Below are 14,707 nucleotides of genomic sequence, written 5' to 3' on the forward strand. Positions count from 1 at the left end.
GCACAGGATCTGTGCCTGGCACCACCCAATGTGGGAGCTGGCTTGCCAGCGATGCAGTCGACTCGGTTTCAAGTCAACCCAGGGCCGTTTTCTCCAGGTGTTCAAGGATGATCGGATACACATCAACCACCGCGTTCTTGCCGAACATGCAGTCGATGTGGCCGTAGCCCGGCACGACCTGCCGGCTATAGCGATCCGGCCCGTGCAGGTCACACAAGCGCTGATAGGTCTTGAGCGTGCTTTGCGGCAAATAACACTGGTTGTCGGCACCGCTGATAAAGCAGATCGGCATGGTCAACCGATCAAAGTGCGGCATGTACACATCGTTGCCTTTGAAATCCACCAGATGCCCTTTGCGCACGATCAGCGCCAGATGCTCGAAGGTCTCGATATTCGATTCGCCGAACAGTTCGTGCAGGTTGTCGTGCAGGGTTTCGTTGAGGGTGTCGTGGCGGTACAGCGACGCGTACATAAAGGTGATGCGGTGGCACACCGGGTTGGTGCAATAGCCCTGGGCTTCGATCCGTGCGTAGCCGTTGAGGGCCTTGTCGTAGAGCCTGTTGAACCAGTTCTCCTTGCTGTCGGCGTAAGCCGTCATCGATTTGATGCCGACGGCGTCAAGCATCCCCGGCAGGTGCAGCCCGGCCTTCAACCCCGTTGCGGTGGCAACCACCGTGTCGGCGGCAATCTGCGAACAGACTACCGAGCGCACACCCTGCAACCCGGCCAGCAGCGACATGAAAAACGTCGTCGCGCCATAGCAATGCACCACGCATTGCACGTCTTTGGCAGCGGTTTGCTGTTGAATCTGCGCAATCGCAGCCTTGAAGTCGTACTGGGCGATCTGGTCGCCGTTCCATTCCTTCTTGCTCGCCGGCAGCAGAATGCTCACGCGAAAATCCAGCAGCCAGACGTCGTAATCGTGCTTGCACAGATATTCGAGCAGGTTGGTCTGAATGGTGTCGGTGGAAAAGATGTTCGAACCCACACCCAAACCATGCACCAGCATTACCGGGCCTTTACTGCCGGCCTGATAGCGAGTCAGGCGCAGTTCGACGCCATCCTCGGTGGGGAAGAAATGCACCGCCGGGGATGGCGCATCCAGCGGCCGTTTCAGCCGTGGTGGCGCGTCGGGGTTGAAGTAGATATCACCGGCAAACACCCCGCCATAACTCTCCCAGAGAATGCCTGCGAAGAACTTGCCAAAGCGCGCCAGCCCTTCAATGCGCTCGCGCTCGTTGCGCGCGTTGAGCACTTTCATGGTGGTCATCTGCTTGGCGAAATCGGTCGGATGGATGTGCATCACCCCGGAGCCGATCACCTCGCCCGACTTGTCAGGCCCGCGATACAACGTCACATAGAGGGTGCTGGTGTCGTGCCAGATGTTCAGCACGCCGTTGTCTTCCGGCACGGTTTTGAACGCGCTGAAGAAGTATTCGCTGCCGTCTTCGGCGGTCAGTTTCATGTCGTACTTCATGTGGCGCGTATCGACCTGCTCCTCGAATTGTTCGAACAGGTTGAACACGCCGTTGCTTGCGGTCAGCGGCTGTGGCGACAGCGCCGAGGCATTGACCGTACCGACAATGGTCGCGGCGTGTTCCGGCTCCTTGATCATCCGATTGAGGTCGTTGGCGGTGATGGTCAGGGTGAAGTCGATCGGCGAATTGTCTGCCTCGCCGCGTTTGGCCGCCGCTTCATAGACTTTCAGATCGGTGCTTTGCGCAGCAGTGAACGCCCGGGAGAAATAGCCCTTCATGGTTTCGGTAAACTGCACGCCAAGGGTCGGCGGCGCGACCTGTTTGCTCGGTGCGGATGGCAGCGTGTAATCGATCTGCCAGCCACGGTCAGCGGCGAGCAAGCCCATATTGCGTTCACTGACGGCGGAGATGGTCAGCAACGGATTGACCGCCAGCGAGGTCGGAATCACCGCACCGTCAGTCACGTACAGATTGGCGTACACGTCGGTGCCACTAGCGCCGCTGAACACCTGGCCCTTGTGGTTGACCACGCCTTGCCCGGCGTCCTCGCCCATCACGCAACCGCCCAGTGGATGCACTGAGACGATGCTGTGCTTGAGCAGCTTGGTCCAGATCGGATTCTCCACCCAGATGCCGCCCAGCGCCTTGGTGCTCTGATACAGCCGATCATTGCCAAGTTTGAAGTTTTCCTGCTCGCCGACGCCCGGCCAGTCGATGCGCAACTGATCCTTGTTATCCAGCACCATCCGCCCCTGGCCACTGTCGTGGCTCATGATCAGGTAGGTCTGCATGTTGTGCAGCGCGCCGTAATACGGGCCGCGCAGGAAGCTTTCGGCCTCGCGTTCCTTGTATTTCACCTTGCCACTGAAACTGTCGTCGGTGGCCACGCCGATCATCTCGGCGAACCCGGCCATGCTCGGCACCATTGGCCGGCCGAGAGCACCGGGGATCGAGCCTTCCTCAATGACCATGCGGCTGCGCCAGTCGCCCTCGGTGCGCATGTCGATGATCGAGGTGATGCACGGGCCGACCGGGTGCAACTCCTTGGCCGGGTGCGCGCCGAAACCGATGCCGTTGATGGTCTGCTCACAGTTGTGGCCGAAGCCAAGGATGTCGCCATTGCCGCTCATGTTCTCGCCGAGCTGGCCGGACATCACCAGGCCTTTGTCCCGAGAGCGCAGAAGAAGCTCAGTGGAGCCCAGCGTGCCGGCGGACACCACCACAATGTCAGCCTTCACGAACAATGTCGGCGCCGAGAATTTCTCACGGCCGCTGTCCAGATACTGGAAGTGCACGATCCAGCCGTCACCGTCACGCTCCAGATGCCGCACTTGGGCCTGACAGAAAATCTCCGCGCCGTGGTTCCAGGCGTCCGGCAGATAGTTCATCAGCGTGGTGTTCTTGGCCTTGTTGTTACAGCCCGAGACGCAGTCACCGCAGTGGTTGCACGGCAGTTGTTCGACGCCGACGTGGTTGAGGTTGTTCGGCAGTTTGTCGAAGGTCACGTTGATCGGCGGCTTGTAGAAATGCGCGCCTTGCTTGAGGTACTCCGCGGACTTTTTGTTGGCGTCGAGCTTGGGCAGATTGGGTGCAGTGTCCGGATAAGGATTGGGTTTGAGCATTTCCCGGGCACGGGCGTAGCCGTCCTTGAGCAGCGTGTCGCGGTGTTCACGCACTGCCTGTGGCCAGCGCGGATCATCGAACACGCCGGGCTCCGGCTCCAGGGCCACATTGGCGTTGATCAGCGAAGTACCGCCGAGGCCGCAACCGACCACAACGTTTTGCTGAGCATTGACATGCAGGTCGAACAATCCGGTGCGCGAGCCAATGTGGCCGTCGGGATCATGCACCTGCAATTCTTCGGTGGCGGCAATCATGGTGTTGGGGTATTCGCCGGGCTGAATCTCCCGACCGCGTTCCAGCAAACACACACGTTTACCAGCCCGGGACAGGCGCGACGCAGCAATGCCGCCGCCATAACCGGAGCCAATGACAATGACGTCGTAGTGTTCCTTGATCTCGCTGATGGGCGTTGCGATCCGTGTCATGTGGTGGTTCCTCTCTCAGGCAGATGGGGCAACTCTGCGGTTGCCTGCAATCAATGGGCGAACGGGCACCTGGCCTCCGGGCTAACCCGGCGACAGCACAGCGGTTTGGGCAGATTTAACGGCTACAACTGAGCGCGCTGAATGGCAGCAAGACGCGCCGAACGCTTTCGCAGCGAAGGCGGCACTGGCGCGCAGAACTTGCGGGGGGTGTGGGCTGATCGATGGGGATGGCTATCCATCAGGCGTTCTCCCTGAACCAGATGTGGATAAGTAGTCGCTGTCCTTGTGCCATCAAAGTGAAGACAGGGGCCGGATCGAAGTCAAGGCAACGGCTTAGACCTGTATGAAATCTGATCAATAGCTATTTGGACTATAGCCGGTGGGGCTTACAGGGTTTAGCGAACAAGTTATCCACATAGCCACCCACAGCAAATGGGGACAACTGTGGATGACTGGAAAAATAACTGGCTGATTGGCGAAGAAATATCGTGACTTATCCAGAACGACGGTTTGCGCAACAGATTGAGTGTTTTTTGATCACATCTTTGTAAGCCACGGTTTTAATGGCCTGTAGAGGATGGCGAACACGTTATCCACAGAAGCGCCAACAGAGTTCGGGGGTAACTTTGCCCGGTCTGTGGAAAAGCGCTGGAGGCTGTGTGAATTTAAGGTTTACGGGAGAGTTTTCCGTGGAAACAGATGAATTGACTGTTTTTTGATCAAGTCTTCGCAAGCCACGGTTTGTATAGGCTTCAGCGGATAGCGAACATCTTATCCACAGAAGCGCCAACAGAGATTGGGGGCAACTCGCTGAGTTATTCAGGAAGAAAAGCTCGGAAAAACCGCTACTTAGGCTGGTTGTTTTTTGATCTTGGGTCTGCAGGGCTTGATTGGCGTGGTGTGCAGGGATGGGCGAACACGTTACCCACAGATTGGCCAACAGGGATTGTGGGTAACGTGCTCTCAACCGTAGGTTGTTCGCGGGTATCAGGCACGATGCATCAGATAGGCGTCACCCGTCACCCGGATCATCGGGTGAGGCGTCACCTGACAGGTTTTGACGATGGCGAAACCATGCCTTTCATAAAACCTTCTTGCGCCGGTATTGGCGGCATAGTCGATCAGGCTCAAGCCATTGAGCGCCAGGTGCTCTGCACGCGCCTGAGCATACTCAAGAAACTGCACGCCCAAGCCCTGATTACGCCAGCCTTCATGCAGCGCCAGGCTGGAGATGTAGAGCGTGTCCACAACCTCCATATCGGCGTAAGGCGCCAGCACCGGGTCGGTAGGGGGTGTCGGATCAGGATTTTCGCGTGTGACATAACTGTGCATCATTCCGATGACGCGGCCCTCGGCTTCGGCAATCAGACAGTTCTGCCAGGAAAAATCCACATCGTCGCGGGCATAACGCCGCTCGCCGACATCCAGCAATGGCTCGCCCGGCTCCGCCAATTGGCTCCAGATGTAATCCGAGGCGCCCTCCGAGGAGATCTGAAACAAACGCGCAATGTCGCGCGCATCCGTGCGCCGGGCAGGTCGAAACTCAACGGTCATTCACTTGACTCCTCGGGGGTTTGAGCGGGTGTTTTAACCTCTGACTGACGCTGATCGCAAAGGAATGCAGGGGATTTTTCATGTCAACAAATGACAGCTTGCCGAACACACACTTGTGGGAGCGGGCTTGCTCGCGAAGAGGCTGTATCAGTCAACATCAATGTCGCCTGACACACTGCTTTCGCGAGCAAGCCCGCTCCCACAAGGGGATTGGAAGGGTGTCAGCGGACCACGCCTTCTTCGATCAGCAGTTTGAGGATGGCCTCGGCGCCGGCTTGTGGAGTGACGCCTTTAAGCACCTGCCCACCACCGCCACTGGCTTTGGCGGTGGCGGCTTTCATGCGGTCGGCGCCGCTTTTGGCCTTGATCACTTTCAGGCGTTTGGGCCTTGGTTTGGCCGGTTGCAGGCTGGCGACAGACAGGAGCTCGTCGTCGACAACCTCGACATCCGCAGCCTCCAATACACCGCGACGTGCCGGCCCATACGCACTCTGTCTCGGCTTCGGCGCTGCGTTATCCACAGTCGCCAGAAACGGCAGCTTCACCTTCAACCGCCGCCGCTGTCCACGGGGCAACGCTTGCAGCACCAGCGCCGAACCGTCATTGATCGACTCGACCTGCGCCAGCCCGACCACCAGCGGCCAGCCCAAACCCTCGGCCAGCAGGAACGGCAACATCCCCGAACCTTCACCGGTTTCCGCCTGACTGCCGGTCAGCACCACCTGCGCCCCGGCATCGCGCAGGTACGCGGTCAATGCCGGCAACGCATCGGCGCCAGCAGGTTGCTCAAGCACATGCATCTGCTCAAGGCCCATACCCAAGTAGGCGCGCAGCGCCGGTTCCGCAACATCGCCGGCATGCAGCACTTGCAGGTTATCCCCAGCCAGTTGCAAGCCGAGTTCCACCGCGCGTGCGTCCTGTTCGGCGCGGCGTGGCCGGCCGGAGGTCGGATGAGCGCCGATTGAAACCAAACTGATGATTGTTGTGTTCATAGCCGTTCCTTAAGCCGCATCGCGCTTGGCGTCGTTGCGGTAGGCCTCTACCGCCGCGATCAAGGCCTGAAGAATGTCCGCGCTTTCGCCGATCACCGACAGGTCGGCACGCTTGATCATGTCGCAACCCGGATCAAGGTTGATCGCCACCACCTTGTCGCAGGCACCGATGCCCTGCAGGTGCTGGATCGCCCCGGAGATACCCACCGCGACATACACCCGCGCGGTGACCCAGGTGCCGGACGCACCGACCTGGCGGTCGCGCGCCATGAAGCCATCGTCCACCGCCACCCGCGAGGCGCCTTCGGTGGCGCCGAGAGCGGCGGCCGTCTGGTGGAACAGTGCCCAGTCCTTGACCCCGTTGCCACCGGAGAAGATGAACTCGGCTTCGGCCATCGGGATCGCCGACGGATCCACCGCTACGGCGCCCAGATCCTCGATCCGCGACAGGCTGCGCGCGACAGCTGTGGATAACTCCACCGACAGTGCTTCGTGGCGGGTTTCGCTGACCGGTTCGGCACATTCGGCGGACGCCAGAATCAAGCGAGCCACCGGACGAGCGAGATCCTGCAACCCGGCACCCGCGCGGCCGATGCACTCTTGATCCTTGACCTGCCACACCCGTGTGGCCGGGCGTTCGCCCAGTGCAGCAGCAAAGCGCCGACCGAGTTCGCCGCCACCGCTGCGACTGTCTGGCAGCAGCCAGTGGCGCGGGTTGAACTGGTTATCCACAGCGCGCAAACCTTGCACGCGTTGCTCCGGTGCATAACCGCTGAATGCTTCGCCTTCCAGCACCAGCAGGCGGTCAACGCCGGCCGTGGCGAAAGCGTTTTCCTTGTGCTCGCCGAAGACCACGGCCAACACCGCGCCGTCCTTGCCGGCCAGTTGATGCGCGAGGCCGAGCAAGTCGCGGTCGTGGCTGCTCAGGCGGCCGCCGACCATGTCCGGCACCACGCTGATGTAGAACGCCGGGGCCGGCACTTGATGCAGCGGCAATTGCACTTCAACCGTGGCCGAGCGTTTGACCGCCCCGCCCTGCTGGGCGCCGCTGCGGTCGATACGTTTGAGGCCGTTGGGGCCGATGAAACCGATGCCGTGGAGGTTCTTGCGGATAACCCCATTGGGGCCCATCCAACTGTGTTGCGCCGGTTGCATGGCCGCGTGCAGCGGGTGCAGACGGTTACGCGCAATCCATTCGGCGCGCGGGTCGCGGCGGATAATGTCGCTCATCAGTGGGCCTCCGCGGGTTCACGTTTGGCCGGCATAGTCGGCTTGCCTGGCGCGGCGTCTTCGAGCAGCGCGTCGGCCACCAGTTCGGCGATGTCCTTGATCAGCGGACGCGGTTCGACCACGCCTTCGAGCATCGCCGTGCACTGTGGACAACCCACGGCCACCAACTCGGCGCCGGTCTCACGGATGTCGTCCATGCGCATGTCGGGAATCCGCTGCTTGCCTGGAATATCGGTGATCGGTGCGCCGCCACCACCGCCGCAACAGCGCGAGCGGAAGCCGGAACGTTGCATTTCCTTGATCTCGATGCCGAGGGCGCGCAGCACTTCACGCGGCGCCTCATACTCGCCGTTGTAACGGCCGAGGTAGCACGGATCGTGATAAGTCACGCTGTTGCCTTTGTGCTGACCGAGGTTGAGCGCGCCGGCCTGAATGATTTCGGCCATGTAGGTGCTGTGATGCTGCACGAGATAGTTGCCATCGAAGGCGCCGTATTCGTTTTTCAGCACATGGAAACTGTGCGGATCGCAGGTGACGATGCGGTTGAAGCTGTATTTGGCCAGGGTCTGGATATTGCGTTTGGCGAGCGACTGGAAGGTTGCTTCATCACCAAGACGTCGGGCCACGTCGCCGCTGTCGCGCTCTTCGAGCCCGAGCACGGCGAAGTCGACCTTGGCCGCTTTCAGCACTTTGACGAACGCACGCAAGGTGCGCTGGTTGCGCATGTCGAAAGCACCGTCGCCGACCCAGAACAGCACGTCGGTGGATGTCTTCTCGCTCAGCAGATTGAGGTTCAGATCCGCCGCCCAGTTCATCCGCCCGCCCGGAGCGAAACCGCCAGGGTTGTCGGTGGCGATAAGGTTTTCCAGAACTTCGGCGCCCTTGTTCGGCGTCGCGCCTTTTTCCAGCGTGAGGTGGCGGCGCATGTCGACGATGGCGTCGACGTGCTCGATCATCATCGGGCACTCCTCGACGCAGGCGCGGCAGGTAGTGCACGACCACAGGGTTTCGGCATCGACCAGACCGTTGACGATCGGTTGATGCGGATTGCCGCTGTGTTCGCCGACCGGTTTACCCGGATAAGGGCTGCCGGCGAATTTGGCATCAGTGCCGCCAGCGAGGCCGACGACCATGTCCTGAATCAGTTTTTTCGGGTTCAGCGGCTGGCCGGCAGCGAACGCCGGGCAGGCTGCTTCGCACTTGCCACACTGCACGCAAGCGTCAAAACCGAGCAACTGGTTCCAGGTGAAGTCCTTGGGTTTTTCCACACCCAGTGGCGCCGATGGATCGTTGAGGTCCAGCGGTTTCAAACCGGTCGAACGGCCACCGCCAAAGCGCTCGGCGCGGCGGTGCCAGGCCAGGTGCAGGGCACCGGCGAAGGCGTGCTTCATCGGCCCGCCCCAAGTCATGCCGAAGAACAATTCCGACACGCCCCACAGCACACCGACGCCGAGAATCACCGCCAAGATCCAGCCGCCGAAGTTCTCCGGGAGAATCCCGGCCACCGGCAAGGTCACCAGGAAGAACGAAGCCGAGAACGCCAGCAAGCTTTTCGGCAGGCGCATCCACGGACCTTTCGATAGCCGCGCTGGCGGGTTGAGCCGGCGCCGGTAAACGAAGATCGCACCGACGAACATCACCGCCGTCATCAGCAGCAAGGCATACCCGAGAATGCGGTTATGCAGGCCGAAACCGTGTACCAGAATCGCCAGCACAATCGACGCCACCGCACCGCCGGCCGTGGCGACGTGGGTGTTGGCGATGTATTTGTCCCGCGCCACCACATGGTGCAAGTCGACCATGTAGCGCTTGGGCATGGCGAGCAGACCGCCGATCAGGTCGACCTTAGAGGCCCGGCCCCGACGCCACATCGCTACCCGCCGCAACGCGCCGAGGACGCCGAGGCCCAGGGCTGCGAACAACAGGATTGGAAGAAGGGTGTTCAACATAGGTGAAGCTCCCACCAGTACAGCCTGGAGAAACACGATCCGCTTTACTGTGGGAGCGGGCTTGCTTGCGAAAGCGGTGGATCAGTCAGCTCATGTAGAACTGACAGAATGCATTCGCGAGCAAGCCCGCTCCCACAGGGTTTTGTGCACGCCGTTAGAAATCCTTGCACAACCGCAGGGCGTCGTAGATCGCGGCGTGGGTATTACGCTGCGCCACGCAGTCGCCGATGCGGAACAGCAAGTAGCCGTCACCGGTGGTGCTCAGCGATGGCTGCGGCTTGATCGCGAACAGTGCGTCGATGTCGATCTGGCCCTTGTTGCGCGAACCGTCCTTGAGCCCGTAATACAGCTCTTCGTCCGGGCGCACGCCGTTTTCCACCACCACCTGATCGACCACCCGCTCCTCTTTGGCGCCGGTGTATTCGTTCTCCAGCACAGCAACGAGTTTGTCGCCTTCGCGGTAGACCTTCTCCAGCATCATGTCGCCGGTCATGATCACTTCTTTCGGGTACATGCTGCGGTAGTAGGTCGGGAACGACGTACCGCCGATGGCCACGCCCGGTTTGATGTCGTCAGTGACGATCTCGACCTGGCTGCCCTTGTCGGCGAGGAAGTCGGCGACCGACATCCCGGTGAACTCGCAAATGGTGTCGTAGACGAGCACGTTCTTGCCCGGCGCGACCTTGCCGTCGAGCACGTCCCAACTGCTGACCACCAGCCCTTCGGCGGCGCCCCAGTGTTCGTTCTGCTCCAGGAACGGATGCCCGCCAACCGCCAGCACGACCACGTCCGGACGCAAGTCCATGATGGCCGCCGCATCGGCAGCGGTGCCCAGACGCAGGTCGACTTTCAAGCGCGCCAGTTCCAATTGGAACCAGCGGGTAATGCCGGCGATCTGGTCACGCTGCGGTGCTTTCGACGCCGTGGTGATCTGCCCGCCAATGAATTCCTTCTTCTCGAACAGGGTCACGTCGTGGCCGCGTTCAGCAGATACCCGTGCCGCTTCCATCCCCGCAGGGCCGGCACCGACCACCACCACTTTGCGTTTGACGCCAGTGGATTTCTCGATGATGTGCGGCACGCCCATGTATTCACGGGAGGTCGCGGCGTTCTGGATGCACAGCACGTCCAGCCCTTGGTACTGGCGGTCGATGCAATAGTTGGCACCGACGCACTGTTTGATCTGATCGATCTGGCCCATCTTGATCTTGGCGATCAGGTGCGGGTCCGCGATGTGCGCGCGGGTCATGCCGACCATGTCGACGTAACCGCCCTCGAGAATGCGCGTGGCCTGGTTCGGGTCCTTGATGTTCTGCGCATGCAGCACCGGCGCTTTCACCACTTCCTTGATCCCGGCCGCCAGATGCAGGAAGGGCTCCGGTGGATAACTCATGTTGGGGATCACGTTGGCCAGGGTGTTGTGGGTATCACAACCCGAACCCACCACGCCGATGAAGTCGATCATGCCGGTGTCGTCGTAGTACTTGGCGATCTGTTTCATGTCCTCGTGGGACAAGCCATCCGGGTGGAACTCGTCACCGCACAGACGGATGCCGACACAGAAATCATCGCCGACTTCCTTGCGCACAGCCTTGAGCACTTCCAGACCGAAACGCATGCGGTTCTCGAAGCTGCCGCCCCATTCGTCGGTGCGCTTGTTGACGCGCGGACTCCAGAACTGGTCGATCATGTGCTGGTGCACGGCGGACAGTTCAACGCCGTCCAGACCACCGGCCTTGGCCCGCGCCGCCGCAGTGGCGTAGTTGCCGATCACCCGCCAGATTTCTTCCGGCTCGATGGTTTTGCAGGTCGCACGGTGAACCGGCTCACGGATGCCCGACGGTGACAGCAGGGTCGGCCAATGCTCGCCGTCCCAGCGCGAGCGACGGCCCATGTGGGTAATCTGGATCATGATCTTGGCGCCATGCTTGTGCATGGCATCGGCCAGATTCTGGAAGTGCGGGATGATCCGGTCGTCCGCCAGGTTGACCGATTTCCACCAGCCTTGCGGACTGTCGATGGCCACGCTGGAGGAGCCACCGCAAATCGCCAGGCCGATGCCGCCCTTGGCTTTCTCTTCGTAATATTTGACGTAGCGGTCGGTGGTCATGCCGCCGTCGGTCGCGTAGACCTCGGCGTGCGCGGTGCTGAGCACGCGGTTGCGGATGGTCAGTTTGCCGATCTGGATCGGCTGGAACATTGCTTCGAAAGCCATGGCGGGTTCCTCGACTTACAACGGCTTGACGGTAAACAGGCCGTCTTCGTGGCCCTCTTCGGAGCCACCGTAGACTTGCTCGGCGACGGTGCGAATCTTGCTGCCGCGAGCCTCAAGAATCTGATCCATGGCCCCGGCAAACCAACCGGTGAACATGTAGTCGACCTTGCGCCCGACCTTGCCGTAGACGTAGACGAACGCCGAGTGCTCGAGCTTGACGCTGGCGGTGCCTTTGTCGAGGTCGATGTCCTGGATCTTGAACAGGCCCCAGCCGCGTTGCGACAGGCGCTTCATGTAGTGTTCGAACACCGCGACGCCTTCCAGGCCGTGGCATTCAGCTTCTTTTTCACACCAGTGCCACGCGGATTTGTAGCCGGCCTTGTAGAGGATTTCGGCATAGGCTTCAGCGCCCAAAACCTCTTCGATGCCCATGTGGTTGTTGACGAAAAAGTGGCGCGGCACGTAGAGCATTGGCAGGGCGTCTGAGGTCCAGACACCGGTCTCGCTGTCGACTTCGATTGGCAATTGCGGGGCGATCTTGGCCATGGAAACTTAACTCCAGAAAAATTTGTGTGTTGCCCTCGGCGCGGACGGCCGGGGGAAAGGATTCAGAAGTGCGGTGGCTTATTCGCCCCAGACGTCCTTCAGGACGTTCACCCAGTTCTCGCCCATGATCTTGCGCACCACGCGCTCGGAGTGGCCGCGTTTGAGCAGGGTTTCGGTCAGGTTCGGGAACTCGCCGACGGTGCGGATGCCCAGCGGGTTGATGATCTTGCCGAAGCTGGTCAGACGGCGGGCGTAGCCCTTGTCGTGGGTCAGGTATTCGAAGAAGTCCTGACCATGGCCCTGGGTGAAGTCGGTGCCGATGCCGATGGAATCTTCGCCGACGATGTTCATCACGTATTCGATGGCTTCGGCGTAGTCGTCGATGGTCGAATCGATGCCCTTGGCAAGGAACGGCGCAAACATGGTCACGCCGACGAAACCACCGTGGTCGGCAATGAACTTGAGTTCTTCATCGGACTTGTTGCGCGGGTGCTCTTTAAGCCCCGACGGCAGGCAGTGGGAGTAGCAGACCGGTTTTTTCGATTCGAGGATGACTTCCTCGGAGGTCTTGGAACCGACGTGGGACAGGTCGCACATCACGCCGACGCGGTTCATCTCGGCGACGATCTCGCGACCAAAACCCGACAGGCCGCCGTCACGCTCGTAGCAACCGGTGCCGACCAGGTTCTGGGTGTTGTAGCACATCTGCACGATGCCGACGCCGAGCTGCTTGAACACCTCGACATAGCCAATCTGATCTTCGAACGCGTGGGCATTCTGGAAGCCGAAGAGGATGCCGGTTTTGCCCTGCTCCTTGGCTTTGCGGATGTCGGCCGTGGTGCGCACGGGCATCACCAGGTCGCTGTTTTCGCGGATCAGTTTCTGGCTGGCAGCAATGTTGTTCACGGTCGCCTGAAAGCCTTCCCACACCGACACCGTGCAGTTGGCCGCCGTCAGACCGCCCTTGCGCATGTCTTCGAACAGCTCGCGGTTCCATTTGGCAATGATCAGACCGTCGATAACGATGCTGTCGGCGTGTAATTCGGCTGGGCTCATCAGGCGTCCCCTTATTGGCAATTCATGCGCCGAATCGTCTGCCGGCGCTTTGGGGCCAGCATATGCCTCGGTGCCCGGGCGACCGGGTGCAAAAACGACAGGGGAATTGCCGAAAGCGTCAATCCGCGACAAAGGGTCACTAACCGCCCCGAACGGCCACCTGTTCAAGCCTGCTCGCTTAAGCCAGAATCTGGCGCATCTTGCAAACACCACTGGATAAGAGCGGCGACATCAATGAAATCGATCTTCCTGGCTTTGGCCCTGATTGCGACCGGCGTACACGCCGCCGAAGAGTCCGACAACAACCCGTGCGACGCCGTCGAAAACGACATCCAGACCCTGGAATGCTCGACCTACAGCCGCACCACCGCCGAAGACCTGCTCAAGGACAACTACGCCAACCTCACCGAACGCATGCAAACGGCGTACGGCAAGAACGCCGCGCAACTGGCCGACATCACCGCCAAACTCAAAACCGCCCAGCAGCAGTGGCTGAAGACGCGGGATGCAGATTGCGCGGTGGAGGCTTTCCCGGCGACGGCGGGCAGCAAGGCGTTCAAGATTGCGCAAAATGACTGCGTGGCGCGGATGAGTGATGAACGGTCGGAGTTTTTGGAGTCGATTGGGCAGGAGTAATTCTGGAAGTTCGGCAACATGCCGACAAACGTTGTGGATTGGCCGACTGGAAAATATAAGTAAAGATTCGAATATCTTATAAAAGACTTATATTCCCAGCGCCATGAATCAATCTGCCGACATCCAAATCATCAACGATGCCGAGGGCAACCCCGCCTTCGTAGTAATTCCCTACGCTCAATACGTCGCACAGAAAATGCAGCCCGATCTGATCCCGCATGAGGTGGTCAGTCGAATGGTCGACGGGGCGACACCGATCCGTGCCTGGCGCGAACACCTGAACCTGACTCAGGAAGAAGTGGCGAAACGTCTGGGAATTTCCCAGCCGGCGTTCGCTCAACAAGAAACAGTAGCGAAGCCACGCAAGGCAACCCGCGAGAAAATTGCAGCAGCGTATGGCATCACGCCCAATCAGCTTGAGTTGTAGGCTGGCCTCTTCATTCAAAGGAATTCCCATGAACATCTGCGGCATCGAAATCAAAGGCAGCGAAGCGATCATCGCCGTGGCCGCTCTCGACGGTTCGGTCCTGAGCCACGTTGCTCTTGCCACCAAGAAGATCGCCCTCGACGACGATGACGAAGCGGCCAACGTGAAGCTGTTCGCCGCGCAGGTAGCGTCGTTTGTGCGCGAACATTCGATTGACCGGATTGCGATCAAGAAGCGCAGCAAGAAGGGCGAGTTTGCCGGTGGGCCAACGACGTTCAAGATCGAGGGTGTGTTTCAGTTGTTGGATGGTTGTGAAGTGACGTTGTTGTCGCCACAGACGATCAATGCGCAGGCCAAGAAGCACAACTTCGAGCTGCCGGGGACGCTGAACAAATATCAGCATGAGGCTTATAAAGCCGCGTGTTCGGCGCTGCTCAAGAAGTAACCCGTTCATCCCGGCACAGAGGATCAAAATGTGGGAGCGGGCTTGCTCGCGAAGAGGGCGTGTCAGTCGACTGCATTGTTGAATGACACACCGCATTCGCGAGCAAGCCCGCTCCCACATGGGTGTTGTGT

At 60.1% G+C, this 14,707-nt stretch carries 11 protein-coding genes; 3 read left to right on the plus strand and 8 right to left on the minus strand.

What is annotated here, in order from left to right; translation table 11 throughout:
• Positions 1 to 73 precede the first annotated feature (73 nt).
• The 8 genes from K5E40_RS13345 to K5E40_RS13380 all read right to left on the minus strand — a co-directional run bounded on the left by K5E40_RS13345 (position 74) and on the right by K5E40_RS13380 (position 13,068).
• Complete coding sequence (locus K5E40_RS13345) at positions 74 to 3,526, minus strand: GMC oxidoreductase (RefSeq protein ID WP_221731164.1); 3,453 nt, start codon at positions 3,524 to 3,526, stop codon at positions 74 to 76.
• A 987-nt stretch (positions 3,527 to 4,513) separates the two neighbouring features.
• Positions 4,514 to 5,080 (minus strand): GNAT family N-acetyltransferase, encoded by a 567-nt coding sequence (locus tag K5E40_RS13350; protein ID WP_221731165.1) that lies wholly within the window; start codon positions 5,078 to 5,080, stop codon positions 4,514 to 4,516.
• A 221-nt stretch (positions 5,081 to 5,301) separates the two neighbouring features.
• A complete protein-coding gene (locus K5E40_RS13355; RefSeq protein WP_221731166.1) occupies positions 5,302 to 6,072 on the minus strand; it encodes an electron transfer flavoprotein subunit beta in 771 nt (256 codons plus the stop codon).
• 9 nt (positions 6,073 to 6,081) lie between these two features.
• Positions 6,082 to 7,302 carry an electron transfer flavoprotein subunit alpha/FixB family protein gene (locus K5E40_RS13360; protein ID WP_221731167.1) on the minus strand — a complete coding sequence of 407 codons (1,221 nt, stop codon included), beginning with the start codon at positions 7,300 to 7,302 and terminating at the stop codon, positions 6,082 to 6,084.
• Positions 7,302 to 9,251, minus strand: coding sequence for a dimethylglycine demethylation protein DgcB (gene dgcB / locus K5E40_RS13365; RefSeq protein ID WP_221731168.1), 1,950 nt, complete (start codon positions 9,249 to 9,251; stop codon positions 7,302 to 7,304). Before dgcB ends, K5E40_RS13360 begins: the two co-directional genes overlap by 1 nt.
• Positions 9,252 to 9,405: 154 nt before the next feature.
• Positions 9,406 to 11,466 carry a dimethylglycine demethylation protein DgcA gene (gene dgcA, locus K5E40_RS13370; protein ID WP_221731169.1) on the minus strand — a complete coding sequence of 687 codons (2,061 nt, stop codon included), beginning with the start codon at positions 11,464 to 11,466 and terminating at the stop codon, positions 9,406 to 9,408.
• Between the two features lie 15 nt (positions 11,467 to 11,481).
• Complete coding sequence (locus tag K5E40_RS13375; RefSeq protein WP_047303843.1) at positions 11,482 to 12,012, minus strand: DUF5943 domain-containing protein; 531 nt, start codon at positions 12,010 to 12,012, stop codon at positions 11,482 to 11,484.
• A gap of 78 nt (positions 12,013 to 12,090) precedes the next feature.
• Positions 12,091 to 13,068 carry a dipeptidase gene (locus tag K5E40_RS13380; RefSeq protein ID WP_221731170.1) on the minus strand — a complete coding sequence of 326 codons (978 nt, stop codon included), beginning with the start codon at positions 13,066 to 13,068 and terminating at the stop codon, positions 12,091 to 12,093.
• A gap of 234 nt (positions 13,069 to 13,302) precedes the next feature.
• Between K5E40_RS13380 and K5E40_RS13385 the strand changes: the two genes are divergently transcribed.
• The 3 genes from K5E40_RS13385 to K5E40_RS13395 all read left to right on the plus strand — a co-directional run bounded on the left by K5E40_RS13385 (position 13,303) and on the right by K5E40_RS13395 (position 14,576).
• On the plus strand, positions 13,303 to 13,704 hold the full coding sequence (locus K5E40_RS13385; RefSeq protein WP_221731171.1) for a lysozyme inhibitor LprI family protein: 402 nt from the start codon (positions 13,303 to 13,305) through the stop codon (positions 13,702 to 13,704).
• Positions 13,705 to 13,807: 103 nt separating this feature from the next.
• Complete coding sequence (locus K5E40_RS13390) at positions 13,808 to 14,131, plus strand: helix-turn-helix domain-containing protein (protein WP_221731172.1); 324 nt, start codon at positions 13,808 to 13,810, stop codon at positions 14,129 to 14,131.
• Positions 14,132 to 14,159: 28 nt separating this feature from the next.
• Positions 14,160 to 14,576 carry a DUF3010 family protein gene (locus tag K5E40_RS13395; protein ID WP_221731173.1) on the plus strand — a complete coding sequence of 139 codons (417 nt, stop codon included), beginning with the start codon at positions 14,160 to 14,162 and terminating at the stop codon, positions 14,574 to 14,576.
• The last annotated feature ends 131 nt before the right edge of the window (positions 14,577 to 14,707 follow it).

Source organism: Pseudomonas baetica, assembly GCF_019733355.1.
Lineage (GTDB): Bacteria > Pseudomonadota > Gammaproteobacteria > Pseudomonadales > Pseudomonadaceae > Aquipseudomonas > Aquipseudomonas baetica_A.

What these genes read in the sequence shown, in the direction of transcription:
- K5E40_RS13345 (WP_221731164.1), bottom strand. Translation starts at nt 3,526, where the DNA reads ATGACACGGATCGCAACGCCCATCAGCGAGATCAAGGAACACTACGAC.
- K5E40_RS13350 (WP_221731165.1), bottom strand. Translation starts at nt 5,080, where the DNA reads ATGACCGTTGAGTTTCGACCTGCCCGGCGCACGGATGCGCGCGACATT.
- K5E40_RS13355 (WP_221731166.1), bottom strand. Translation starts at nt 6,072, where the DNA reads ATGAACACAACAATCATCAGTTTGGTTTCAATCGGCGCTCATCCGACC.
- K5E40_RS13360 (WP_221731167.1), bottom strand. Translation starts at nt 7,302, where the DNA reads ATGAGCGACATTATCCGCCGCGACCCGCGCGCCGAATGGATTGCGCGT.
- dgcB (WP_221731168.1), bottom strand. Translation starts at nt 9,251, where the DNA reads ATGTTGAACACCCTTCTTCCAATCCTGTTGTTCGCAGCCCTGGGCCTC.
- dgcA (WP_221731169.1), bottom strand. Translation starts at nt 11,466, where the DNA reads ATGGCTTTCGAAGCAATGTTCCAGCCGATCCAGATCGGCAAACTGACC.
- K5E40_RS13375 (WP_047303843.1), bottom strand. Translation starts at nt 12,012, where the DNA reads ATGGCCAAGATCGCCCCGCAATTGCCAATCGAAGTCGACAGCGAGACC.
- K5E40_RS13380 (WP_221731170.1), bottom strand. Translation starts at nt 13,068, where the DNA reads ATGAGCCCAGCCGAATTACACGCCGACAGCATCGTTATCGACGGTCTG.
- K5E40_RS13385 (WP_221731171.1), top strand. Translation starts at nt 13,303, where the DNA reads ATGAAATCGATCTTCCTGGCTTTGGCCCTGATTGCGACCGGCGTACAC.
- K5E40_RS13390 (WP_221731172.1), top strand. Translation starts at nt 13,808, where the DNA reads ATGAATCAATCTGCCGACATCCAAATCATCAACGATGCCGAGGGCAAC.
- K5E40_RS13395 (WP_221731173.1), top strand. Translation starts at nt 14,160, where the DNA reads ATGAACATCTGCGGCATCGAAATCAAAGGCAGCGAAGCGATCATCGCC.